This is a genomic window from Yersinia aldovae ATCC 35236, assembly GCF_000173735.1.
GTDB classification, from domain to species: Bacteria; Pseudomonadota; Gammaproteobacteria; order Enterobacterales; family Enterobacteriaceae; genus Yersinia; species Yersinia aldovae.
The window spans coordinates 70660-90928 of the sequence record NZ_ACCB01000015.1; the positions used below are offsets into that span (position 1 = coordinate 70660).

Consider the following 20269-nt stretch of genomic DNA (forward strand, 5'->3'; position numbering starts at 1 on the left):
TGAGGTTTGAGTAACCATAATGCTGTTTACCGTCAGTCATTCTCCCTATCACTGCGATTTATCTGCGTTACTGAGATTAGCGACATCCGAAGATGAGATTCTCTTTTTGCAAGATGGCGTAATGGCGGTATTGAAAAACAGTGAAAGCCTTAACCTATTGTTAAATAACCCCGCTTCGCTGTTTGTTCTGGAAAATGATGTTATTGCACGCGGCTTGACTGGTCAAATTTCGGACAGCGTCACGCTAATCGGTTATACTCACTTCGTGGATTTGACCCTAAAACATCAGCAACAACTGGCATGGTAATGCAGTCAATGCTGTATATTTCTTGACACCTTAGATAGTCAGCCATAAAATTCTGCGTCCTCGTTCTATGCCAGTCGTGCAAACGAGGTGGATTTATCATGTGTTTACGAAGCAAAAACCAGGAGCTTTTTTAATAATGGCAACGATTAACCAGCTGGTTCGCAAGCCACGCAGCATGAAGGTTGCTAAAAGCAACGTTCCTGCGCTGGAAGCATGCCCGCAGAAACGTGGTGTATGTACCCGCGTATATACCACCACTCCAAAAAAACCTAACTCCGCACTGCGTAAAGTTTGTCGTGTGCGTTTAACTAACGGTTTTGAAGTCACCTCCTACATCGGCGGTGAAGGTCATAACCTTCAGGAACACTCCGTGATCCTGATCCGTGGCGGTCGTGTAAAAGACTTGCCAGGTGTGCGTTACCACACCGTTCGCGGCGCGCTTGACTGCTCAGGTGTTAAAGACCGTAAGCAATCACGTTCTAAGTACGGCGTGAAGAAGCCAAAGGCTTAATGGTTCTCCGTTAAGTAAGGCCAAACATTTTCACATTAATGTCAAAATAAACTCTTAGAGTTTTGGACAACCCTGAATTAACAACGGAGTATTTCCATGCCACGTCGTCGTGTAATTGGCCAACGTAAAATTTTACCCGATCCTAAGTTCGGATCTGAATTGCTGGCTAAATTTGTAAATATCCTGATGGTAGATGGTAAAAAATCTACTGCAGAAGCAATCGTCTATACCGCGCTGGAAACCCTGGCTCAGCGTTCTGGTAAAGACTATCTGGAAGCGTTTGAAACTGCTCTTGATAACGTGCGCCCGACTGTCGAAGTTAAGTCTCGCCGCGTTGGTGGTTCAACCTACCAGGTACCAGTTGAAGTTCGTCCGGTTCGTCGTAATGCTTTAGCAATGCGTTGGATCGTTGATGCTGCTCGTAAACGCGGTGATAAATCCATGGCTTTGCGCTTGGCGAATGAACTGTCTGACGCAGCAGAGAACAAAGGTTCTGCTGTTAAGAAACGTGAAGACGTTCACCGTATGGCCGAGGCTAACAAGGCGTTCGCGCACTACCGCTGGTAATTACCACGCAGTAGTCATGCTAACCATGCGGGTGATTTATCATGCCCGCATGGGTTAACCGAATGAACGCCTAAGGCAATAGAGGAATCAAATGGCTCGTAAAACACCCATTGAGCGCTATCGTAATATCGGTATCAGCGCTCACATCGACGCCGGTAAGACAACCACTACCGAACGTATTCTGTTCTACACCGGTGTAAACCATAAGATCGGTGAAGTTCATAACGGCGCAGCCACTATGGACTGGATGGAACAGGAGCAGGAGCGTGGTATTACCATTACTTCTGCGGCTACTACCTGCTTCTGGTCTGGTATGGCTAAACAGTACGAACCACATCACGTCAATATCATTGACACCCCTGGACACGTTGACTTCACCATTGAAGTAGAACGTTCCATGCGTGTTCTTGACGGCGCGGTAATGGTTTACTGTGCAGTTGGTGGTGTTCAGCCACAGTCTGAGACCGTATGGCGTCAGGCGAATAAATATAAAGTTCCACGCATTGCGTTCGTTAACAAAATGGACCGCATGGGTGCTAACTTCCTGAAAGTTGTTGGTCAGATTAAGTCTCGTCTGGGCGCGAATCCAGTTCCATTGCAACTGGCAATCGGCGCGGAAGAGAAATTCACCGGTGTTATCGATCTGGTGAAAATGAAAGCGATCAACTGGAATGAAGCGGATCTGGGTGTGACCTTCGAATACGAAGAGATCCCTGCGGATATGGCTGAGCTGGCTGCTGAATGGCACCAGAATCTGGTTGAGTCTGCTGCTGAAGCATCAGATGAGCTGATGGATAAGTATTTGGGCGGCGAAGAGCTGACTGAAGAAGAAATCAAGAAAGCTCTGCGTCAACGTGTTCTGCGCAACGAAATTATCTTGGTTACCTGTGGCTCTGCGTTTAAAAACAAAGGCGTACAGGCAATGCTGGATGCAGTTATCGACTATCTGCCCGCGCCAACTGACGTTGAAGCAATCAACGGTATTTTGGACGATGGTAAAGATACTCCGGCTGTTCGTCATTCAGACGACAAAGAGCCGTTCTCTGCGTTGGCATTCAAAATTGCTACCGACCCGTTTGTGGGTAACTTGACGTTCTTCCGTGTGTACTCTGGTATTGTTAACTCCGGTGACACCGTACTGAACTCAGTACGTTCGCGTGAAGAGCGTTTGGGCCGTATCGTACAGATGCACGCCAACAAACGTGAAGAGATCAAAGAAGTTCGCGCAGGCGACATCGCAGCAGCGATCGGCCTGAAAGACGTGACGACGGGTGACACTTTATGCGATCCAAAGAATGTGATCATTCTGGAACGTATGGAGTTCCCAGAGCCAGTAATCTCTGTTGCCGTTGAACCAAAAACCAAAGCCGACCAGGAAAAAATGGGTATGGCTCTGGGGCGTCTGGCAAAAGAAGATCCATCATTCCGTGTGTGGACTGACGAAGAATCAGGTCAGACTATCATCGCTGGTATGGGTGAGCTGCATCTGGATATCTTGGTTGACCGTATGCGCCGTGAATTTAGCGTAGAAGCAAATATCGGTAAACCTCAGGTTGCTTACCGTGAAACTATCCGCGATACCGTTAAGGACGTGGAAGGTAAGCACGCTAAACAGTCAGGCGGTCGTGGTCAGTACGGTCATGTTGTTATCGACATGTCTCCGTTACCACCGGGTGGTGAAGGTTATGAATTCGTCAACGAAATCGTTGGTGGTTCTATTCCTAAAGAGTTCATCCCTGCGGTTGATAAAGGTATTCAGGAACAACTGAAATCTGGCCCTCTGGCTGGTTATCCGGTTGTGGATGTTAAAGTCCGTCTGCACTACGGTTCTTACCATGATGTTGACTCCTCAGAATTGGCGTTTAAATTAGCCGGTTCTATCGCCTTTAAAGAAGGTTTCAAACGAGCGAAACCGGTTCTGCTTGAGCCAATCATGAAGGTTGAAATCGAAACCCCTGAAGATTATGCGGGTGACGTCATGGGTGACCTGAGTCGTCGTCGTGGCATGATCGAAGGTATGGAAGATACGTTAACTGGTAAGACTATTCGTGCCCAGGTTCCGTTGTCTGAAATGTTCGGTTATGCTACTGATCTGCGTTCTCAGACCCAGGGCCGTGCTTCATACTCTATGGAGTTCCTGAAGTATGCTGAAGCGCCGAGTAACGTCGCTCAAGCCGTTATCGAAGCCCGTGGCAAATAAGCTTTCGGGTTTAAAACAATGATCCAGTGCTCTCTCATAAGTGGTAGAGCACCAGAGTAAGGAATATAGTCGTGTCTAAAGAAAAATTTGAACGTAACAAACCCCATGTAAACGTCGGTACTATCGGCCACGTTGACCATGGTAAAACTACCCTGACTGCGGCAATCACCACCGTTCTGGCTAAAACCTACGGCGGCAGCGCTCGTGCTTTCGATCAGATCGATAACGCACCAGAAGAAAAAGCACGTGGTATCACCATCAACACTTCTCACGTTGAATATGACACCCCGTCACGTCACTATGCGCACGTTGACTGCCCAGGACACGCCGACTACGTTAAAAACATGATCACCGGTGCTGCGCAGATGGATGGCGCGATCCTGGTTGTTGCTGCAACTGATGGCCCTATGCCACAGACGCGTGAGCACATCCTGTTGGGTCGCCAGGTTGGCGTTCCATACATGATCGTATTCATGAATAAATGTGACATGGTTGATGACGAAGAGCTGCTGGAACTGGTAGAAATGGAAGTTCGTGAACTTCTGTCTGCTTACGATTTCCCAGGCGACGACATCCCAGTAATCAAAGGTTCAGCGCTGAAAGCACTGGAAGGCGTTCCTGAGTGGGAAGCTAAAATCATTGAGCTGGCTGAAGCACTGGATAGCTACATTCCACTGCCAGAACGTGCTATCGATAAGCCGTTCCTGCTGCCAATCGAAGACGTATTCTCAATCTCTGGCCGTGGTACTGTTGTAACCGGTCGTGTAGAGCGCGGTATCGTTAAAGTTGGTGAAGAAGTAGAGATCGTTGGTATCAAAGATACTGTTAAATCTACTTGTACTGGCGTTGAAATGTTCCGCAAATTGCTGGACGAAGGCCGTGCGGGTGAGAACGTTGGTGTTCTTCTGCGTGGTATCAAACGTGAAGATATCGAACGTGGTCAAGTTCTTGCTAAACCAGGTTCTATCAAACCACACACTACCTTTGATTCAGAAGTTTATATTCTGAGCAAAGATGAAGGCGGCCGTCATACTCCGTTCTTCAAAGGCTACCGTCCTCAGTTCTACTTCCGTACAACTGACGTAACCGGTACCATCGAACTGCCAGAAGGCGTTGAAATGGTAATGCCTGGTGATAACGTGAACATGGTTGTTACCTTGATTCACCCAATCGCAATGGACGACGGTCTGCGTTTCGCAATCCGTGAAGGCGGCCGTACTGTAGGCGCTGGTGTTGTTGCTAAAGTTATCGCTTAATTGTTTTATTGATTAATTCTTTTATTGATCAAGTGATAAGGGCGCTTCGGCGCCCTTTTTTATTGTCCAAACTTAATAATCTTAATTGAAATAACTCGCATTCTTATTTACACTTCAGGGACTGGTTAAGAAATGAGTCTCTTTATGTACGTTTGCCTGTGTAATGCGGTATCTGACAAAGTTATCCGTCAAGCTGTACGTCAGCATCATCCACATACCCTTAAACAGCTGCGTCAATTAGTGCCTATTGGTACAGACTGCGGTAAGTGTATTCGACAAGCCAGAGAGATCTTGATCGAGGAGCGCGCTAATATTCCAGAAATGAACGATGTTGCTTAATAGATAGCTGGGAGAAGTTTTCCCCCACTCTTTGCCATCTGGTACTACACTTTTAGTACTGGAAGCGGAGGGTTTACCTATGAAAGGCGATAAAAAAATAATTGCACATCTCAATAAACTGCTCGGCAACGAGTTAGTTGCTATCAACCAATATTTTCTCCATGCCCGAATGTTTAAAAACTGGGGGCTGATGCGCCTTAATGATAAGGAGTATCAAGAATCAATTGATGAAATGAAACATGCAGATAAATACATCGAGCGCATCTTATTCCTTGAGGGTATCCCTAACTTACAAGATCTGGGTAAGTTGAATATTGGTGAAGATGTTGAAGAAATGCTGAAATCAGATCTAGCTCTTGAATTAGCGGGCGCGAAGGATTTACGTGACGGCATTGCCTATGCTGACTCTGTCCATGATTATGTCACCAGAGATTTACTGAAGGAAGTTCTGGCTGATGAAGAAGGGCATATTGATTGGCTGGAAACCGAGCTTAGCTTGATTGACCGTTTGGGTATACAGAACTATGCTCAGGCCCAGCTGGCATAAGATTAACCCTCACGATATGGTACTGTCTAAATAAAGAGAGTGAGTACCAACTCAGTTACTTGGCTCACTCTCGTTCTCACCACGAAATCCTTCTTTACCTGCTCAACCAACCTCATTCGCCCCCCAAAGTAAATTATCTGGCAAGTTTTCGCATAGATTTCCAACACTGGCTTGCTTCCTGCTGGTATTTACGTATAATGCGCGGGCCTACCTAATCTTGGTGGGTCAGATTGAAACTAATCTGTCAGTCACGGCCTGGTGCCGTAACTGAACAATACTCCCGATATGGGGGTTATATGTTGAACGATTACACTCCCCCATCAATCGAAATGGGTGCGAGGAGTAATCATTTACGTTTATAAATAATTGGAGCTCTGGTCTCATGCAGAACCAAAGAATCCGTATCCGCCTGAAAGCGTTTGATCATCGTTTGATCGATCAATCAACTGCGGAAATCGTCGAGACTGCCAAGCGCACTGGTGCGCAGGTTCGTGGTCCGATCCCGCTGCCGACCCGCAAAGAGCGCTTTACCGTTCTGATTTCTCCGCACGTCAATAAAGATGCGCGCGATCAGTACGAGATTCGCACTCACAAGCGTCTGGTTGACATCGTTGAGCCAACCGAGAAAACCGTTGATGCTCTGATGCGTCTGGATCTGGCTGCTGGTGTAGACGTGCAGATCAGCCTGGGTTAATCAGGTCATTGAGCGATTGAGAGGTTGAAACAATGATTGGTTTAGTCGGTAAGAAAGTGGGCATGACGCGTATCTTCACTGAAGATGGCGTTTCAATCCCAGTAACTGTTATCGAAATTGAAGCAAACCGCGTAACTCAGGTCAAAGATCTGGCTAACGACGGTTACCGTGCTGTGCAGGTTACTACTGGTAGCAAAAAAGCTAACCGTGTAACCAAACCAGAAGCGGGTCACTTCGCTAAAGCTGGCGTAGAAGCTGGCCGTGGTCTGTGGGAATTCCGCCTTGCAGAAGGTCAAGAGTTCACTGCGGGTCAAGAAATTAGCGTCGAAATTTTTGCAGACGTTAAGAAAGTCGACGTTACAGGTACGTCTAAAGGTAAAGGTTTTGCCGGTACTGTTAAGCGCTGGAACTTCCGCACCCAAGATGCTACTCATGGTAACTCCTTGTCTCACCGCGTTCCGGGTTCTATCGGTCAGAACCAGACTCCGGGCAAAGTGTTTAAAGGCAAGAAAATGGCAGGCCACATGGGTGATGAACGTGTAACTGTTCAAAGCCTGGATGTAGTACGTGTTGACGCTGAGCGCAACCTACTGCTGGTCAAGGGCGCTGTACCGGGAGCTACCGGCGGCAACCTGATCGTAAAACCGGCTGTCAAGGCGTAACGTCGAGGAGATAGGAATGGAATTGGTAATGAAAGACGCGCAAGGCGCGCTGACTGTTTCCGAAACTACCTTCGGGCGTGATTTCAATGAAGCGCTTGTACATCAGGTTGTTGTTGCTTACGCAGCAGGTGCCCGTCAAGGTACTCGTGCTCAGAAGACCCGTGCTGAAGTAACAGGTTCCGGTAAAAAACCGTGGCGTCAGAAAGGTACCGGCCGTGCGCGTGCAGGTTCTGTAAAGAGCCCAATCTGGCGTTCAGGTGGTGTGACCTTTGCTGCAAAGCCTCAGGACCACAGTCAGAAAGTAAATAAAAAGATGTACCGCGGCGCGCTGAAAAGCATCCTGTCCGAGTTGGTACGTCAAGATCGTCTGATCATTGTCGAAAAGTTCTCTGTTGAAGCACCTAAAACTAAGTTGCTGGCGCAGAAACTGAAAGATATGGCTCTGGAAGATGTGCTGATCGTAACGGGCGAACTGGACGAGAACTTGTTCTTGGCAGCTCGCAACCTGTATAAGGTTGACGTTCGCGATGTAGCCGGTATCGACCCAGTTAGCCTGATCGCCTTCGACAAAGTGGTTATGACTGCTGATGCTGTGAAGCAAGTTGAGGAGATGCTGGCATGATTCGTGAAGAACGTCTGCTAAAAGTACTGCGCGCGCCGCATGTATCTGAAAAAGCGTCCGCTGCGATGGAAAAGAATAACACCATCGTTCTCAAAGTTGCCAAAGACGCGACCAAAGCAGAAATTAAAGCTGCAGTGCAGAAACTGTTTGAAGTCGAAGTCGAAGACGTTAACACCTTGCTGGTTAAAGGCAAGAGTAAGCGTCACGGTCAGCGTGTTGGTCGTCGTAGCGACTGGAAAAAAGCTTACGTCACCCTGAAAGAAGGCCAGAATCTGGACTTCATCGGCGGCGCAGAGTAAGTCGGAGGAGTAAGCAATGGCAATTGTTAAATGTAAACCTACATCTCCGGGTCGTCGCCACGTTGTTAAAGTGGTTAACCAGGAGTTGCATAAGGGTAAGCCTTATGCTCCGTTGCTTGAGAAATTAAGCAAAAGCGGTGGCCGTAACAACAATGGTCGTATCACCACCCGTCATATCGGTGGTGGCCACAAGCAACATTATCGTCTGGTTGACTTCAAACGCAACAAAGATGGTATCCCTGCTGTGGTTGAGCGTCTGGAGTACGATCCGAACCGTTCCGCAAACATTGCGCTGGTTCTGTACAAAGACGGCGAACGTCGTTATATCCTGGCGCCGAAAGGCCTGAAAGCTGGTGACCAGATTCAATCTGGTGTTGATGCTGCAATTAAAGCGGGTAACACCCTGCCTATGCGTAACATCCCAGTTGGTTCAACGGTTCATAACGTAGAAATGAAACCAGGTAAAGGCGGCCAATTGGCTCGTTCTGCTGGTGCATACGTTCAGATCGTTGCTCGTGACGGTTCCTACGTTACTCTGCGTCTGCGCTCCGGCGAAATGCGCAAAGTTCTAGCTGATTGCCGCGCCACCTTAGGTGAAGTCGGTAACGCTGAACATATGCTGCGTGTCCTGGGTAAAGCAGGTGCCAGTCGTTGGCGTGGTATTCGTCCTACCGTTCGCGGTACGGCGATGAACCCGGTAGATCACCCACACGGTGGTGGTGAAGGTCGTAACTTTGGTAAGCACCCGGTAACCCCGTGGGGCGTTCAAACCAAAGGTAAGAAGACCCGTAGCAACAAGCGTACTGATAAGTTCATCGTACGTCGCCGTAGTAAAAAATAATTAGAGGATAAGCCATGCCACGTTCTCTCAAGAAAGGTCCCTTCATTGACCTGCACTTGCTGAAGAAGGTAGAGAAAGCGGTGGAAAGCGGAGACAAGAAGCCAATTCGGACTTGGTCCCGTCGTTCAACGGTCTTTCCAAATATGATCGGTTTGACCATCGCTGTCCATAATGGTCGTCAGCACGTTCCCGTTTTTGTTTCCGATGAAATGGTCGGTCACAAACTGGGTGAATTCGCGCCGAGCCGTACTTATCGCGGCCATGCGGCCGATAAAAAGGCTAAAAAGCGCTAAGGTAGGAGGAAGAGATGGAAACTATCGCTAAACATCGCCACGCTCGTTCTTCTGCTCAGAAGGTTCGCTTGGTAGCGGACCTGATTCGCGGTAAGAAAGTGTCGCAAGCTCTGGAAACTCTGGCCTATACCAACAAGAAAGCTGCTGGTTTGGTTAAGAAGGTACTGGAGTCTGCCATTGCTAACGCAGAACACAACGATGGCGCTGACATCGATGATCTGAAAGTCACGAAGATCTTCGTAGACGAAGGCCCTAGCATGAAGCGCATTATGCCGCGTGCAAAAGGTCGTGCAGATCGCATCCTGAAGCGCACCAGCCACATTACTGTGGTTGTGTCCGATCGCTGAGACTCTGGAGACTAGCAATGGGTCAGAAAGTACATCCTAATGGTATTCGACTAGGTATTGTCAAAGCTTGGAACTCTACCTGGTACGCAAATACCAAAGAATTCGCTGACAACCTGGACAGCGACTTTAAAGTTCGCCAATTCTTGACTAAAGAATTAGCGAAAGCTTCCGTTTCTCGCATCGTTATCGAGCGTCCAGCGAAGAGCATCCGTGTGACTATTCACACCGCTCGCCCTGGCATCGTTATCGGCAAGAAAGGTGAAGATGTCGAAAAACTGCGTAAGGTCGTAGCGGATATCGCTGGCGTTCCTGCACAGATTAACATCGCCGAAGTCCGTAAACCGGAACTGGACGCAAAATTGGTTGCTGACAGCATCACTTCACAGCTGGAACGTCGTGTTATGTTCCGTCGTGCTATGAAGCGTGCTGTACAGAACGCAATGCGTCTTGGCGCTAAAGGTATCAAAGTTGAAGTAAGCGGCCGCCTTGGCGGTGCTGAAATCGCGCGTACCGAATGGTACCGTGAAGGTCGTGTTCCGTTGCATACACTGCGTGCGGATATCGATTACAACACATCTGAAGCGCACACCACTTATGGTGTAATCGGCGTTAAGGTATGGATCTTCAAAGGTGAGATCTTGGGTGGTATGGCTGCTGTTGAACAACCGGAACCGGCTGCTCAACCTAAAAAGCAGCAGCGTAAAGGCCGCAAGTAAGGAGAATCGCTGATGTTACAACCAAAGCGTACAAAATTCCGTAAGATGCACAAAGGCCGTAACCGTGGCCTTGCGCAAGGTACGGATGTTAGCTTCGGTGAGTTCGGCCTGAAAGCTTGTGGCCGTTGCCGCCTGACGGCTCGTCAAATCGAAGCAGCCCGTCGTGCGATGACACGTGCAATTAAGCGTCAAGGTAAGGTCTGGATCCGTGTATTCCCGGACAAGCCGATCACTGAGAAGCCGCTCGAAGTGCGTATGGGTAAAGGTAAGGGTAACGTAGAGTATTGGGTTGCCCTGATTCAGCCAGGAAAAATGTTGTTTGAAATGGCTGGTGTACCTGAAGAAACTGCTCGCGAAGCATTTAAGCTCGCAGCAGCGAAACTGCCTGTAGGAACCACCTTTGTAACTAAGACGGTGATGTGATGAAAGCACAAGAGCTGCGTGAAAAAAGCGTTGAAGAGCTGAACACTGAGCTGCTCAACCTGCTGCGTGAGCAATTTAATTTGCGCATGCAGGCGGCTAGTGGCCAGCTGCAACAAACTCACCTGTCGAAACAAGTGCGCCGTAATATTGCACGTGTTAAGACTTTACTGACTGAGAAGGCGGGTGCGTAATGACTGAGCAAATCCGTACTCTGCAAGGTCGCGTAGTTAGTGACAAAATGGAGAAATCCATGGTTGTTGCTATCGAACGTGTGGTGAAACACCCGATTTACGGGAAATTCATCCGTCGTACGACGAAATTGCATGTACATGACGAGAACAACGAATGTGGTATCGGTGACGTGGTAGAAATCCGCGAATGCCGTCCACTGTCAAAGACTAAGTCTTGGACGCTTGTTCGCGTTGTAGAGAAAGCGATTCTGTAATAGAGTAGCCAACTCGAACATAGTAAACGGCTCAGAATGTGGGCCGTTTATTTTTTCTACCCATAATTTGGAAGCGGTGTTATAATGCTGCGCCCTCATTAGTGGGGCTTTTAAACGACCTATTCTGGGTCCTAAAGTAGTAGTTGACATTAGCGGAGCACTAACATGATCCAAGAACAGACTATGCTGAACGTGGCCGACAACTCCGGTGCACGTCGCGTAATGTGTATCAAGGTTCTAGGTGGCTCGCACCGTCGCTACGCAGGCATCGGCGACATCATCAAGATCACCATCAAGGAAGCAATTCCTCGTGGCAAGGTGAAGAAAGGCGATGTTCTGAAGGCGGTAGTGGTGCGCACCAAGAAGGGTGTACGTCGCCCGGACGGTTCTGTCATTCGCTTCGATGGTAACGCTTGTGTTATTTTAAATAATAACAGCGAGCAGCCAATCGGCACGCGTATTTTTGGGCCGGTAACTCGTGAACTGCGTAATGAGAAGTTCATGAAAATTATCTCTCTGGCACCAGAAGTACTCTAAGGAGCGAACCATGGCAGCGAAAATCCGTCGTGATGACGAAGTTATCGTGCTAACCGGGAAAGACAAAGGTAAGCGCGGTAAAATAAAGAATGTCCTGTCTGCTGGTAAGGTCATTGTTGAAGGTATCAACCTGGTTAAAAAACATCAGAAGCCGGTTCCGGCCCTGAACCAACCAGGTGGCATTGTTGAAAAAGAAGCTGCTATTCAAGTTTCCAACCTTGCGCTGTTCAACGCGACAACTGGTAAGGCTGACCGTGTAGGCTTTAGATTTGAAGACGGAAAAAAAGTTCGTTTCTTCAAATCTAACGGCGAAACTATCAAGTAATTTGGAGTAATACGATGGCGAAACTGCATGATTACTACAAAGACGAGGTGGTCAAACAACTGATGTCTCAGTTTGGCTACAACTCTGTCATGCAAGTCCCTCGGGTCGAGAAGATCACCCTGAATATGGGTGTTGGTGAAGCGATCGCTGACAAGAAACTGCTGGATAATGCAGCAGCAGACTTGGCAGCAATCTCCGGTCAAAAGCCGTTTATCACCAAAGCACGCAAATCTGTTGCAGGCTTCAAAATCCGTCAGGGCTATCCGATCGGCTGTAAAGTGACCCTGCGTGGCGAACGCATGTGGGAATTCTTTGAGCGACTGATCACCATTGCTGTACCTCGTATCCGTGACTTCCGTGGCTTGTCCGCTAAGTCATTCGATGGTCGTGGTAACTACAGCATGGGTGTGCGCGAGCAGATCATCTTCCCGGAAATCGACTACGATAAAGTCGATCGTGTACGTGGTTTGGATATTACCATTACCACTACTGCGAAATCCGATGATGAAGGCCGCGCGTTATTGGCAGCTTTTAAATTCCCATTCCGCAAGTAAGGTAGGGTTACTGATGGCTAAGCAATCAATGAAAGCACGCGAAGTCGTTCGCGTGAAACTAGCTAACAAATACCGCGCTCAACGCGAGGAATTAAAAGCTATTATCTCTGGTGTGAACTCATCCGACGAAGATCGTTGGAATGCTGTTCTGAAGCTGCAGTCTCTGCCGCGTGATTCCAGCCCGTCCCGTCAGCGTAACCGCTGCAACCAAACTGGTCGTCCGCATGGTTTCTTGCGGAAGTTCGGGTTGAGCCGTATTAAAGTCCGTGAAACCGCAATGCGCGGTGAAATCCCGGGCCTTAGAAAGGCTAGCTGGTAATTGTCACCAATTGAATCACGGGAGTAAAGACAGATGAGCATGCAAGATCCGATCGCGGATATGCTGACCCGTATCCGTAACGGTCAATCCGCAAACAAAGTCGCGGTCACCATGCCTTCCTCCAAGCTGAAAGTGGCAATTGCCAACGTTCTGAAGGAAGAAGGTTTTATTGAAGATTTTAAAATCGAAGGCGACACCAAGCCAGTTCTGGAATTAGCTCTTAAGTATTTCCAAGGCAAGGCAGTGGTAGAAAGCATTCAACGTATCAGCCGTCCAGGTTTGCGCATCTATAAGAAAAAAGATGAGCTGCCAAAAGTTATGGCCGGTTTGGGTATCGCTGTTATTTCTACCTCTAAAGGTGTTATGACCGATCGTGCAGCTCGCCAAGCTGGTCTTGGTGGCGAGATTATCTGCTACGTAGCTTAATTCGGGAGGAAAGAATGTCTCGTGTTGCAAAAGCACCCGTCGTCATTCCTGCCGGCGTAGAGGTAAAACTCAACGGTCAGGTTATTTCGATAAAGGGTAAGAACGGCGAGCTGACTCGTACCGTCCATAGCGCTGTTGAAGTTAAGCAAGAAGAAAATACACTGACTTTCGCTCCACGCGAAGGCGCTGTAGACGGTTGGGCCCAAGCGGGTACCACTCGTGCACTGCTTAATGCAATGGTCGTTGGTGTTACCGAAGGCTTCACTAAGAAGCTTCAATTGGTAGGTGTAGGTTACCGTGCCGCAGTTAAAGGCAACGTGGTGAATTTAGCTTTAGGCTTCTCTCATCCAGTTGACCATGAATTGCCGGCTGGCATTACTGCCGAATGCCCGACCCAAACTGAAATCGTGCTGAAAGGCGCTGATAAGCAGGTGATTGGTCAGGTTGCAGCAGATTTACGTGCCTACCGTCGTCCTGAGCCTTATAAAGGCAAGGGTGTCCGTTACGCCGACGAAGTCGTGCGTACCAAAGAGGCTAAGAAGAAGTAAGGTAACACTATGGATAAGAAAGCAGCTCGTATCCGTCGTGCGACCCGCGCACGCCGCAAGCTCAAAGAACTGGGTGCGACTCGCCTGGTGGTACATCGTACCCCACGCCATATTTACGCGCAGGTTATTGCACCAAACGGTTCTGAAATTTTGGTCGCCGCTTCTACTTTAGAAAAAGCTATCAATGAGCAATTGAAGTACGCCGGCAACAAAGATGCCGCAACAGCTGTAGGCAAAACTATTGCTGAGCGCGCGTTGGAAAAAGGGATTACGAAAGTATCCTTTGACCGTTCCGGTTTCCAATATCATGGTCGAGTCCAGGCACTGGCAGATGCTGCCCGTGAAGCTGGCCTTCAGTTCTAAGGTAGAGGTGTAAGATGTCACACATCGAAAAACAAGCTGGCGAACTGCAGGAAAAGCTGATCGCGGTAAACCGCGTATCTAAAACCGTAAAAGGTGGCCGTATTTTCAGCTTTACCGCACTGACAGTAGTTGGTGATGGTAACGGTCGCGTTGGTTTTGGCTACGGCAAAGCACGCGAAGTTCCGGCAGCGATCCAGAAAGCGATGGAAAAAGCCCGTCGCGCTATGATTAATGTTGCATTGAATAGCGGTACTCTGCAGCACCCAGTTAAAGGTGCTCATACAGGTTCTCGTGTATTCATGCAACCAGCTTCTGAAGGTACCGGTATCATCGCCGGTGGTGCAATGCGCGCCGTTTTAGAAGTTGCAGGGGTTCATAACGTATTAGCTAAGACCTATGGTTCTACTAACCCGATCAACGTGGTTCGTGCAACTATTGCAGCCTTGGAAGATATGAAATCCCCAGAAATGGTCGCTGCCAAGCGTGGTAAGTCCGTCGAAGAAATTCTAGGGAAATAACCATGGCAAAGACTATTAAAGTAACTCAAACAAAAAGCAGTATCGGTCGTTTGCCGAAACATAAGGCAACTCTGATCGGTTTAGGTCTGCGTCGTATTGGTCATACTGTAGAGCGTGAGGATACTCCTGCTGTGCGTGGTATGGTCAACTTGGTTTCCTACATGGTTAAAGTTGAGGAGTAACAGATGCGTTTAAATACTCTGTCTCCGGCTGAAGGTGCCAAGCATGCGCCGAAGCGTGTAGGTCGTGGTATTGGTTCTGGCCTGGGTAAAACCGCTGGTCGTGGTCACAAAGGTCAGAACTCACGTTCTGGCGGTGGCGTACGCCGTGGGTTTGAAGGTGGTCAGATGCCTTTATATCGTCGTTTGCCGAAATTCGGCTTCACCTCTCGCAAAGCGATGATCACGGCAGAAGTTCGTCTGTCTGAACTGGCTTTAGTGGAAGGCGACGTAATCGACCTGAACACGCTGAAAGCCGCTAACGTTGTTGGTATCCAGATTGAATTCGCGAAAGTTATGCTTTCAGGCGAAATCACTCGTGCGGTAACTCTGCGTGGTCTGCGTGTCACCAAAGGCGCTCGTGCTGCTATCGAAGCTGCTGGCGGTAAAATTGAGGAATAAGTGAGCTGATGGCTAAGCAACCAGGATTAGATTTTCAAAGTGCTAAAGGCGGATTAGGCGAACTGAAGCGCAGACTTTTGTTTGTTATCGGTGCGCTTATTGTTTTCCGTATCGGCTCTTTTATTCCGATTCCTGGTATCGATGCCACTGTGCTTGCCAAATTGCTCGAACAGCAAAGAGGCACCATCATTGAAATGTTCAACATGTTCTCTGGTGGTGCACTCAGTCGTGCCTCTATCTTTGCTTTGGGTATTATGCCGTATATTTCGGCATCAATTATTATCCAACTACTAACGGTGGTTCACCCAGCGTTAGCTGAAATAAAGAAAGAAGGGGAAGCTGGCCGTCGTAAGATTAGTCAGTACACCCGCTATGGCACGTTGGTATTGGCTATATTTCAGTCGATCGGTATTGCTACCGGTTTGCCGAATATGCCTGGGATGCAAGGTCTGGTAATCAATCCAGGCTTTGCTTTCTACTTTACCGCTGTTGTTAGCTTGGTCACAGGAACAATGTTCCTGATGTGGCTTGGCGAACAGATTACTGAGAGAGGCATCGGCAACGGTATCTCAATCATAATCTTCGCTGGTATTGTTGCTGGTCTTCCACCTGCAATAGCCCATACCATCGAGCAAGCTCGGCAAGGCGACCTGCACTTCCTCCTGTTGCTGTTGGTTGCAGTATTAGTGTTTGCAGTAACCTTCTTCGTTGTTTTCATTGAACGTGGTCAACGTCGTATCGTCGTTAACTATGCCAAGCGTCAACAAGGTCGTCGTGTTTATGCAGCACAGAGCACACACTTACCGTTGAAAGTGAATATGGCTGGGGTTATCCCCGCAATCTTCGCTTCCAGCATAATTCTGTTCCCTGCCACGATTGCATCATGGTTTGGGGGCGGGACAGGTTGGAACTGGCTGACGACTATTTCGATGTATTTGCAGCCGGGACAGCCGCTTTATGTGTTACTCTATGCGTCTGCAATCATCTTCTTCTGTTTCTTCTACACGGCGTTGGTGTTTAACCCGCGTGAAACAGCAGATAACCTGAAGAAGTCCGGTGCATTCGTGCCAGGAATTCGTCCGGGAGAGCAAACGGCGAAGTACATCGATAAAGTAATGACGCGTCTAACCTTAATTGGTGCGATGTATATTACTTTCATCTGCCTGATCCCGGAGTTCATGCGTGACGCGATGAAAGTACCATTTTACTTTGGTGGTACCTCCCTACTTATTGTAGTGGTGGTCATCATGGACTTTATGGCTCAAGTGCAAACTCTGATGATGTCAAGTCAATACGAGTCTGCATTGAAGAAAGCAAACCTGAAAGGCTATAACCGCTAATCAGGGATGTTTGAGAAGTTACGGAGAGTAAAAATGAAAGTTCGTGCTTCCGTCAAGAAATTATGTCGTAACTGCAAAATTGTTAAGCGTAACGGTGTCGTTCGCGTAATCTGCAGTGCCGAACCAAAGCATAAACAGCGTCAAGGCTGATTTATCTTGCATATTTTTCTTGCAAAGTTGGGTTGAGCTGGCTAGATTAGCCAGCCAATCTTTTGTATGTGACTGCAATACTATTTGAGTATCCTGAAAACGGGCTTTTCAGAATGGTATTGCTGTATAAAATAGTAGGAGTGCATAGTGGCCCGTATAGCAGGCATTAACATTCCTGATCAGAAACATACCGTTATCGCTTTAACCGCGATCTACGGCATCGGTAAGACCCGTTCACAGGCTATCTGTGTTGCAGCGGGTATTGCTGAAAATGTTAAGATCAGTGAGCTGTCTGAAGAGCAAATCGAGAAGCTGCGTGACGAAGTTGCCAAGTACGTTGTAGAAGGTGATCTGCGTCGTGAGGTGACCCTGAGCATCAAGCGTCTGATGGACCTTGGGACTTATCGTGGTTTGCGTCATCGTCGTGGTCTACCAGTTCGCGGTCAGCGTACTAAGACCAACGCACGTACCCGTAAGGGTCCGCGTAAACCGATCAAGAAATAATCGGGGTGATTGAATAATGGCAAAGGCACCTATTCGTGCACGCAAGCGTGTAAGAAAGACAGTCTCTGACGGTGTGGCTCATATCCATGCTTCTTTCAACAACACCATCGTTACTATTACAGATCGTCAAGGTAACGCATTGGGTTGGGCAACAGCAGGTGGTTCCGGTTTCCGTGGATCTCGTAAGTCTACTCCGTTTGCAGCGCAAGTTGCAGCAGAGCGCTGCGCTGACGCAGTGAAAGAATACGGTATCAAGAATCTGGAAGTTATGGTTAAAGGACCTGGTCCGGGCCGTGAGTCTACTATCCGTGCGCTAAACGCGGCTGGTTTTCGCATCACTAATATTACTGATGTGACTCCGATCCCTCATAACGGTTGTCGTCCGCCGAAAAAGCGCCGCGTATAACGCTGCTTTTAGGTTTGTTGGAGAGAGAAAATGGCAAGATATTTGGGTCCTAAGCTCAAGCTGAGCCGTCGTGAGGGCACAGACCTGTTCCTTAAGTCTGGCGTTCGCGCGATTGACACCAAGTGTAAGATTGAACAACCACCTGGCCAGCACGGTGCGCGTAAACCGCGTCTGTCTGACTACGGTGTGCAGTTACGTGAGAAGCAAAAAGTTCGCCGTATCTATGGTGTTCTGGAACGTCAATTCCGTAACTACTATAAAGAAGCAGCACGTCTGAAAGGCAACACTGGTGCAAACCTGTTGCAATTGCTGGAAGGCCGTCTGGATAACGTAGTTTACCGTATGGGCTTTGGCGCAACTCGTGCTGAATCACGTCAGCTGGTTAGTCATAAAGCTATCATGGTAAATGGTCGCGTTGTTAACATCGCTTCTTATCAGGTATCTCCGAATGACGTAGTCAGCATCCGTGAGAAAGCTAAAAAGCAGTCTCGTGTTAAGGCAGCTTTGGAGCTGGCTGAGCAGCGTGAAAAGCCGACTTGGCTGGAAGTTGATGCTGTCAAGATGGAAGGTGTGTTCAAACGTATTCCTGAACGTACTGATCTGTCTGCGGACATTAACGAACACCTGATCGTCGAGCTTTACTCCAAGTAAAGCTTAGTACCAAAGAGAGGACACAATGCAGGGTTCTGTGACAGAGTTTCTAAAACCGCGCCTGGTAGATATCGAGCAAGTCAGTTCGACGCACGCCAAGGTGACCCTTGAGCCGTTAGAGCGTGGCTTTGGCCATACTCTCGGCAACGCACTGCGCCGTATTCTGCTTTCATCTATGCCGGGTTGCGCGGTGACCGAGGTTGAGATTGATGGTGTACTACATGAGTACAGCACCAAAGAAGGCGTACAGGAAGATATCCTGGAGATCCTGCTCAACCTGAAAGGGCTGGCGGTGAGAGTTCAGGGCAAAGATGAAGTTATTCTTACCCTGAATAAATCTGGCATTGGCCCTGTGACTGCAGCCGATATTACCCATGATGGTGATGTCGAAATCGTCAAGCCGCAGCACGTTATCTGCCACCTGACCGATGAGAACGCATCTATTAGTATGCGTATCAAAGTTCAACGTGGTCGGGGTTATGTGCCGGCTTCTGCCCGAATTCATTCGGAAGAAGATGAGCGCCCGATTGGTCGTCTGTTAGTAGACGCATGCTATAGCCCTGTAGAGCGTATTGCCTACAATGTTGAAGCAGCGCGTGTAGAACAGCGTACCGACCTGGACAAGTTGGTTATCGAGATGGAAACCAATGGTACGATCGATCCTGAAGAGGCGATCCGCCGTGCGGCAACTATCTTGGCCGAACAGCTTGAAGCTTTCGTTGACCTACGTGATGTACGTCAGCCGGAAGTTAAAGAAGAGAAGCCAGAGTTCGATCCGATCCTGCTGCGCCCTGTTGACGATCTGGAATTGACTGTCCGCTCTGCTAACTGCCTCAAGGCAGAAGCTATCCACTACATCGGTGATCTGGTACAGCGTACCGAGGTTGAGTTGCTGAAAACGCCGAACCTGGGTAAAAAATCTCTTACTGAGATTAAAGACGTGCTTGCTTCCCGTGGTCTTTCTTTAGGCATGCGCCTAGAAAATTGGCCACCAGCTAGCATTGCTGACGAGTAACCGGATCACAGGTTAAGGTTTTACTGAGAAGGATAAGGTCATGCGCCATCGTAAGAGTGGTCGTCAACTGAACCGTAACAGCAGCCATCGCCAGGCTATGTTCCGTAACATGGCCGGCTCTTTGGTTCGTCATGAGATAATCAAGACGACCCTGCCGAAAGCGAAAGAGCTGCGTCGCGTTGTTGAGCCGCTGATTACTCTTGCCAAGACCGACAGCGTAGCTAATCGTCGTCTGGCATTCGCCCGCACTCGTGATAACGAGATCGTGGCAAAACTGTTTAACGAGCTAGGCCCGCGTTTCGCGAGCCGCGCCGGTGGTTACACTCGCATTCTGAAGTGTGGCTTCCGTGCAGGCGACAACGCACCGATGGCTTACATCGAGTTAGTTGATCGTGCTGCATCGCAAGCAGAAGTAGTTGCTGCAGAGTAATCTGTAAACGCGTAAAAAAACCGGGCTTGCCCGGTTTTTTACGCCCATAATTAAGTGATCTAAGTGTCCATCCCTCGTATTTTTTCTCTCTCCTCCTATTATTTATCTGCCAATCCATTAATCTTAACTACCATCCTACTTTTTGAGCCTTGATCTCTTAGTAGCGATATGGGATTAATCAATGAACAGTTTGAAAAACACATTATAAGTGCTCAAGAAAAGGGTGAACTCGATAATTTTCCTGGATACAGCCAACCATCACTATTTGATGATGCTACCTGTGTTTCCGCAGATCTAAGGGCTGGATACCGATTACTCAAGAATGCAGGATACTTTCCCCATCATAAAGGATAGGCAGGAATTACTTACTCTCACTGATGTGCTATCACCACTTGATAGGTGTAATAATAACCACTCGAATTTTCTTAATCGCTTGGTTTTACTGAAGTTTAGATTAAACCTGGCAGGTTTTAATGTAGAGTCCTTGCATAACG

General features: G+C 48.3%; 36 protein-coding genes. All 36 read left to right on the forward strand.

What is annotated here, in order from left to right; genetic code table 11:
- Positions 1-19 precede the first annotated feature (19 nt).
- The 36 genes from tusB to YALDO0001_RS21855 all read left to right on the forward strand — a co-directional run bounded on the left by tusB (position 20) and on the right by YALDO0001_RS21855 (position 20129).
- Entirely contained in the window at positions 20-307 is a 288-nt protein-coding gene (tusB, locus tag YALDO0001_RS09130) for a sulfurtransferase complex subunit TusB (protein ID WP_004702304.1), read from the forward strand.
- A 136-nt stretch (positions 308-443) separates the two neighbouring features.
- Complete coding sequence (rpsL, locus tag YALDO0001_RS09135; RefSeq protein ID WP_002212323.1) at positions 444-818, forward strand: 30S ribosomal protein S12; 375 nt, start codon at positions 444-446, stop codon at positions 816-818.
- A 96-nt stretch (positions 819-914) separates the two neighbouring features.
- Complete coding sequence (rpsG, locus tag YALDO0001_RS09140) at positions 915-1385, forward strand: 30S ribosomal protein S7 (protein ID WP_004702306.1); 471 nt, start codon at positions 915-917, stop codon at positions 1383-1385.
- A 91-nt stretch (positions 1386-1476) separates the two neighbouring features.
- Complete coding sequence (fusA, locus tag YALDO0001_RS09145; protein ID WP_004702308.1) at positions 1477-3585, forward strand: elongation factor G; 2109 nt, start codon at positions 1477-1479, stop codon at positions 3583-3585.
- Between the two features lie 71 nt (positions 3586-3656).
- Positions 3657-4841: an elongation factor Tu gene (tuf, locus tag YALDO0001_RS09150; protein WP_004702310.1), complete on the forward strand. Its 1185-nt coding sequence runs from the start codon at positions 3657-3659 to the stop codon at positions 4839-4841.
- 144 nt (positions 4842-4985) lie between these two features.
- Positions 4986-5180: a bacterioferritin-associated ferredoxin gene (gene bfd, locus YALDO0001_RS09155; protein ID WP_004702312.1), complete on the forward strand. Its 195-nt coding sequence runs from the start codon at positions 4986-4988 to the stop codon at positions 5178-5180.
- A gap of 79 nt (positions 5181-5259) precedes the next feature.
- Positions 5260-5727: a bacterioferritin gene (gene bfr / locus YALDO0001_RS09160; protein ID WP_004702321.1), complete on the forward strand. Its 468-nt coding sequence runs from the start codon at positions 5260-5262 to the stop codon at positions 5725-5727.
- Between the two features lie 382 nt (positions 5728-6109).
- Positions 6110-6421, forward strand: coding sequence for a 30S ribosomal protein S10 (rpsJ, locus tag YALDO0001_RS09165; RefSeq protein WP_001181005.1), 312 nt, complete (start codon positions 6110-6112; stop codon positions 6419-6421).
- 32 nt (positions 6422-6453) lie between these two features.
- Entirely contained in the window at positions 6454-7083 is a 630-nt protein-coding gene (rplC, locus tag YALDO0001_RS09170) for a 50S ribosomal protein L3 (RefSeq protein ID WP_004702324.1), read from the forward strand.
- Between the two features lie 16 nt (positions 7084-7099).
- Positions 7100-7705, forward strand: coding sequence for a 50S ribosomal protein L4 (gene rplD, locus YALDO0001_RS09175; protein WP_004702326.1), 606 nt, complete (start codon positions 7100-7102; stop codon positions 7703-7705).
- A complete protein-coding gene (rplW, locus tag YALDO0001_RS09180; protein WP_005159841.1) occupies positions 7702-8004 on the forward strand; it encodes a 50S ribosomal protein L23 in 303 nt (100 codons plus the stop codon). The genes rplD and rplW overlap by 4 nt, the downstream gene beginning before the upstream one ends.
- Before the next feature lie 16 nt (positions 8005-8020).
- Entirely contained in the window at positions 8021-8845 is an 825-nt protein-coding gene (gene rplB, locus YALDO0001_RS09185; protein ID WP_004391424.1) for a 50S ribosomal protein L2, read from the forward strand.
- 14 nt (positions 8846-8859) lie between these two features.
- Positions 8860-9138: a 30S ribosomal protein S19 gene (gene rpsS / locus YALDO0001_RS09190; RefSeq protein ID WP_042839632.1), complete on the forward strand. Its 279-nt coding sequence runs from the start codon at positions 8860-8862 to the stop codon at positions 9136-9138.
- Between the two features lie 14 nt (positions 9139-9152).
- On the forward strand, positions 9153-9485 hold the full coding sequence (gene rplV / locus YALDO0001_RS09195) for a 50S ribosomal protein L22 (protein ID WP_004391423.1): 333 nt from the start codon (positions 9153-9155) through the stop codon (positions 9483-9485).
- 17 nt (positions 9486-9502) lie between these two features.
- Positions 9503-10201, forward strand: a complete 699-nt coding sequence (gene rpsC, locus YALDO0001_RS09200; RefSeq protein WP_002221644.1) for a 30S ribosomal protein S3 — start codon at positions 9503-9505, stop codon at positions 10199-10201.
- A gap of 12 nt (positions 10202-10213) precedes the next feature.
- Positions 10214-10624 carry a 50S ribosomal protein L16 gene (gene rplP / locus YALDO0001_RS09205; protein ID WP_038242806.1) on the forward strand — a complete coding sequence of 137 codons (411 nt, stop codon included), beginning with the start codon at positions 10214-10216 and terminating at the stop codon, positions 10622-10624.
- Positions 10624-10815, forward strand: a complete 192-nt coding sequence (rpmC, locus tag YALDO0001_RS09210; protein WP_005159843.1) for a 50S ribosomal protein L29 — start codon at positions 10624-10626, stop codon at positions 10813-10815. The genes rplP and rpmC overlap by 1 nt, the downstream gene beginning before the upstream one ends.
- Entirely contained in the window at positions 10815-11069 is a 255-nt protein-coding gene (rpsQ, locus tag YALDO0001_RS09215; RefSeq protein ID WP_032820219.1) for a 30S ribosomal protein S17, read from the forward strand. The genes rpmC and rpsQ overlap by 1 nt, the downstream gene beginning before the upstream one ends.
- 165 nt (positions 11070-11234) lie before the next feature.
- Positions 11235-11606 carry a 50S ribosomal protein L14 gene (gene rplN / locus YALDO0001_RS09220; RefSeq protein ID WP_002213325.1) on the forward strand — a complete coding sequence of 124 codons (372 nt, stop codon included), beginning with the start codon at positions 11235-11237 and terminating at the stop codon, positions 11604-11606.
- A 10-nt stretch (positions 11607-11616) separates the two neighbouring features.
- Positions 11617-11931: a 50S ribosomal protein L24 gene (rplX, locus tag YALDO0001_RS09225; RefSeq protein WP_004702335.1), complete on the forward strand. Its 315-nt coding sequence runs from the start codon at positions 11617-11619 to the stop codon at positions 11929-11931.
- A 14-nt stretch (positions 11932-11945) separates the two neighbouring features.
- Complete coding sequence (gene rplE, locus YALDO0001_RS09230) at positions 11946-12485, forward strand: 50S ribosomal protein L5 (RefSeq protein ID WP_004391419.1); 540 nt, start codon at positions 11946-11948, stop codon at positions 12483-12485.
- Between the two features lie 13 nt (positions 12486-12498).
- On the forward strand, positions 12499-12804 hold the full coding sequence (rpsN, locus tag YALDO0001_RS09235; RefSeq protein WP_032906605.1) for a 30S ribosomal protein S14: 306 nt from the start codon (positions 12499-12501) through the stop codon (positions 12802-12804).
- Between the two features lie 33 nt (positions 12805-12837).
- Entirely contained in the window at positions 12838-13230 is a 393-nt protein-coding gene (gene rpsH / locus YALDO0001_RS09240) for a 30S ribosomal protein S8 (RefSeq protein WP_032820216.1), read from the forward strand.
- 14 nt (positions 13231-13244) lie between these two features.
- On the forward strand, positions 13245-13778 hold the full coding sequence (rplF, locus tag YALDO0001_RS09245; RefSeq protein WP_004391415.1) for a 50S ribosomal protein L6: 534 nt from the start codon (positions 13245-13247) through the stop codon (positions 13776-13778).
- 9 nt (positions 13779-13787) lie between these two features.
- Complete coding sequence (rplR, locus tag YALDO0001_RS09250) at positions 13788-14141, forward strand: 50S ribosomal protein L18 (RefSeq protein WP_004702337.1); 354 nt, start codon at positions 13788-13790, stop codon at positions 14139-14141.
- Between the two features lie 14 nt (positions 14142-14155).
- Complete coding sequence (gene rpsE / locus YALDO0001_RS09255) at positions 14156-14659, forward strand: 30S ribosomal protein S5 (RefSeq protein ID WP_004702341.1); 504 nt, start codon at positions 14156-14158, stop codon at positions 14657-14659.
- Positions 14660-14661: 2 nt separating this feature from the next.
- The gene (rpmD, locus tag YALDO0001_RS09260) at positions 14662-14841 is read left to right on the forward strand and encodes a 50S ribosomal protein L30 (protein WP_002213339.1); all 180 of its coding nucleotides are present in this window, start codon (positions 14662-14664) and stop codon (positions 14839-14841) included.
- Between the two features lie 3 nt (positions 14842-14844).
- Positions 14845-15279 carry a 50S ribosomal protein L15 gene (gene rplO / locus YALDO0001_RS09265; protein WP_004702343.1) on the forward strand — a complete coding sequence of 145 codons (435 nt, stop codon included), beginning with the start codon at positions 14845-14847 and terminating at the stop codon, positions 15277-15279.
- 8 nt (positions 15280-15287) lie between these two features.
- The gene (gene secY, locus YALDO0001_RS09270; protein WP_002213344.1) at positions 15288-16619 is read left to right on the forward strand and encodes a preprotein translocase subunit SecY; all 1332 of its coding nucleotides are present in this window, start codon (positions 15288-15290) and stop codon (positions 16617-16619) included.
- Positions 16620-16652: 33 nt separating this feature from the next.
- Entirely contained in the window at positions 16653-16769 is a 117-nt protein-coding gene (gene rpmJ / locus YALDO0001_RS09275) for a 50S ribosomal protein L36 (RefSeq protein ID WP_002227352.1), read from the forward strand.
- A 147-nt stretch (positions 16770-16916) separates the two neighbouring features.
- The gene (gene rpsM, locus YALDO0001_RS09280; RefSeq protein WP_004702348.1) at positions 16917-17273 is read left to right on the forward strand and encodes a 30S ribosomal protein S13; all 357 of its coding nucleotides are present in this window, start codon (positions 16917-16919) and stop codon (positions 17271-17273) included.
- A gap of 16 nt (positions 17274-17289) precedes the next feature.
- Positions 17290-17679 carry a 30S ribosomal protein S11 gene (rpsK, locus tag YALDO0001_RS09285; RefSeq protein ID WP_004709234.1) on the forward strand — a complete coding sequence of 130 codons (390 nt, stop codon included), beginning with the start codon at positions 17290-17292 and terminating at the stop codon, positions 17677-17679.
- Positions 17680-17709: 30 nt separating this feature from the next.
- The gene (gene rpsD, locus YALDO0001_RS09290) at positions 17710-18330 is read left to right on the forward strand and encodes a 30S ribosomal protein S4 (RefSeq protein WP_002218949.1); all 621 of its coding nucleotides are present in this window, start codon (positions 17710-17712) and stop codon (positions 18328-18330) included.
- A gap of 25 nt (positions 18331-18355) precedes the next feature.
- The gene (locus YALDO0001_RS09295; protein WP_002438685.1) at positions 18356-19345 is read left to right on the forward strand and encodes a DNA-directed RNA polymerase subunit alpha; all 990 of its coding nucleotides are present in this window, start codon (positions 18356-18358) and stop codon (positions 19343-19345) included.
- Between the two features lie 40 nt (positions 19346-19385).
- A complete protein-coding gene (gene rplQ, locus YALDO0001_RS09300; RefSeq protein WP_004391407.1) occupies positions 19386-19775 on the forward strand; it encodes a 50S ribosomal protein L17 in 390 nt (129 codons plus the stop codon).
- Positions 19776-19943: 168 nt separating this feature from the next.
- Positions 19944-20129, forward strand: a complete 186-nt coding sequence (locus YALDO0001_RS21855) for a DnaJ family domain-containing protein (protein WP_231583078.1) — start codon at positions 19944-19946, stop codon at positions 20127-20129.
- Positions 20130-20269 lie beyond the last annotated feature (140 nt).

Bases quoted from the DNA above. Each gene is read 5' to 3' on its own strand.
- fusA (WP_004702308.1), top strand. From the start codon at position 1,477: ATGGCTCGTAAAACACCCATTGAGCGCTATCGTAATATCGGTATCAGC.
- rplP (WP_038242806.1), top strand. From the start codon at position 10,214: ATGTTACAACCAAAGCGTACAAAATTCCGTAAGATGCACAAAGGCCGT.
- rplX (WP_004702335.1), top strand. From the start codon at position 11,617: ATGGCAGCGAAAATCCGTCGTGATGACGAAGTTATCGTGCTAACCGGG.
- rplF (WP_004391415.1), top strand. From the start codon at position 13,245: ATGTCTCGTGTTGCAAAAGCACCCGTCGTCATTCCTGCCGGCGTAGAG.
- rpsK (WP_004709234.1), top strand. From the start codon at position 17,290: ATGGCAAAGGCACCTATTCGTGCACGCAAGCGTGTAAGAAAGACAGTC.
- rpmC (WP_005159843.1), top strand. From the start codon at position 10,624: ATGAAAGCACAAGAGCTGCGTGAAAAAAGCGTTGAAGAGCTGAACACT.
- rpsJ (WP_001181005.1), top strand. From the start codon at position 6,110: ATGCAGAACCAAAGAATCCGTATCCGCCTGAAAGCGTTTGATCATCGT.
- rpmD (WP_002213339.1), top strand. From the start codon at position 14,662: ATGGCAAAGACTATTAAAGTAACTCAAACAAAAAGCAGTATCGGTCGT.
- rpmJ (WP_002227352.1), top strand. From the start codon at position 16,653: ATGAAAGTTCGTGCTTCCGTCAAGAAATTATGTCGTAACTGCAAAATT.
- rplE (WP_004391419.1), top strand. From the start codon at position 11,946: ATGGCGAAACTGCATGATTACTACAAAGACGAGGTGGTCAAACAACTG.
- YALDO0001_RS21855 (WP_231583078.1), top strand. From the start codon at position 19,944: ATGGGATTAATCAATGAACAGTTTGAAAAACACATTATAAGTGCTCAA.
- rpsS (WP_042839632.1), top strand. From the start codon at position 8,860: ATGCCACGTTCTCTCAAGAAAGGTCCCTTCATTGACCTGCACTTGCTG.
- rpsQ (WP_032820219.1), top strand. From the start codon at position 10,815: ATGACTGAGCAAATCCGTACTCTGCAAGGTCGCGTAGTTAGTGACAAA.
- rpsD (WP_002218949.1), top strand. From the start codon at position 17,710: ATGGCAAGATATTTGGGTCCTAAGCTCAAGCTGAGCCGTCGTGAGGGC.
- bfr (WP_004702321.1), top strand. From the start codon at position 5,260: ATGAAAGGCGATAAAAAAATAATTGCACATCTCAATAAACTGCTCGGC.
- rplV (WP_004391423.1), top strand. From the start codon at position 9,153: ATGGAAACTATCGCTAAACATCGCCACGCTCGTTCTTCTGCTCAGAAG.
- rplC (WP_004702324.1), top strand. From the start codon at position 6,454: ATGATTGGTTTAGTCGGTAAGAAAGTGGGCATGACGCGTATCTTCACT.
- rpsC (WP_002221644.1), top strand. From the start codon at position 9,503: ATGGGTCAGAAAGTACATCCTAATGGTATTCGACTAGGTATTGTCAAA.
- rpsE (WP_004702341.1), top strand. From the start codon at position 14,156: ATGTCACACATCGAAAAACAAGCTGGCGAACTGCAGGAAAAGCTGATC.
- rplB (WP_004391424.1), top strand. From the start codon at position 8,021: ATGGCAATTGTTAAATGTAAACCTACATCTCCGGGTCGTCGCCACGTT.
- rplN (WP_002213325.1), top strand. From the start codon at position 11,235: ATGATCCAAGAACAGACTATGCTGAACGTGGCCGACAACTCCGGTGCA.
- rpsN (WP_032906605.1), top strand. From the start codon at position 12,499: ATGGCTAAGCAATCAATGAAAGCACGCGAAGTCGTTCGCGTGAAACTA.
- rplO (WP_004702343.1), top strand. From the start codon at position 14,845: ATGCGTTTAAATACTCTGTCTCCGGCTGAAGGTGCCAAGCATGCGCCG.
- rpsH (WP_032820216.1), top strand. From the start codon at position 12,838: ATGAGCATGCAAGATCCGATCGCGGATATGCTGACCCGTATCCGTAAC.
- rplR (WP_004702337.1), top strand. From the start codon at position 13,788: ATGGATAAGAAAGCAGCTCGTATCCGTCGTGCGACCCGCGCACGCCGC.
- tusB (WP_004702304.1), top strand. From the start codon at position 20: ATGCTGTTTACCGTCAGTCATTCTCCCTATCACTGCGATTTATCTGCG.
- secY (WP_002213344.1), top strand. From the start codon at position 15,288: ATGGCTAAGCAACCAGGATTAGATTTTCAAAGTGCTAAAGGCGGATTA.
- rplQ (WP_004391407.1), top strand. From the start codon at position 19,386: ATGCGCCATCGTAAGAGTGGTCGTCAACTGAACCGTAACAGCAGCCAT.
- rplD (WP_004702326.1), top strand. From the start codon at position 7,100: ATGGAATTGGTAATGAAAGACGCGCAAGGCGCGCTGACTGTTTCCGAA.
- bfd (WP_004702312.1), top strand. From the start codon at position 4,986: ATGTACGTTTGCCTGTGTAATGCGGTATCTGACAAAGTTATCCGTCAA.
- YALDO0001_RS09295 (WP_002438685.1), top strand. From the start codon at position 18,356: ATGCAGGGTTCTGTGACAGAGTTTCTAAAACCGCGCCTGGTAGATATC.
- rpsG (WP_004702306.1), top strand. From the start codon at position 915: ATGCCACGTCGTCGTGTAATTGGCCAACGTAAAATTTTACCCGATCCT.
- rpsL (WP_002212323.1), top strand. From the start codon at position 444: ATGGCAACGATTAACCAGCTGGTTCGCAAGCCACGCAGCATGAAGGTT.
- rplW (WP_005159841.1), top strand. From the start codon at position 7,702: ATGATTCGTGAAGAACGTCTGCTAAAAGTACTGCGCGCGCCGCATGTA.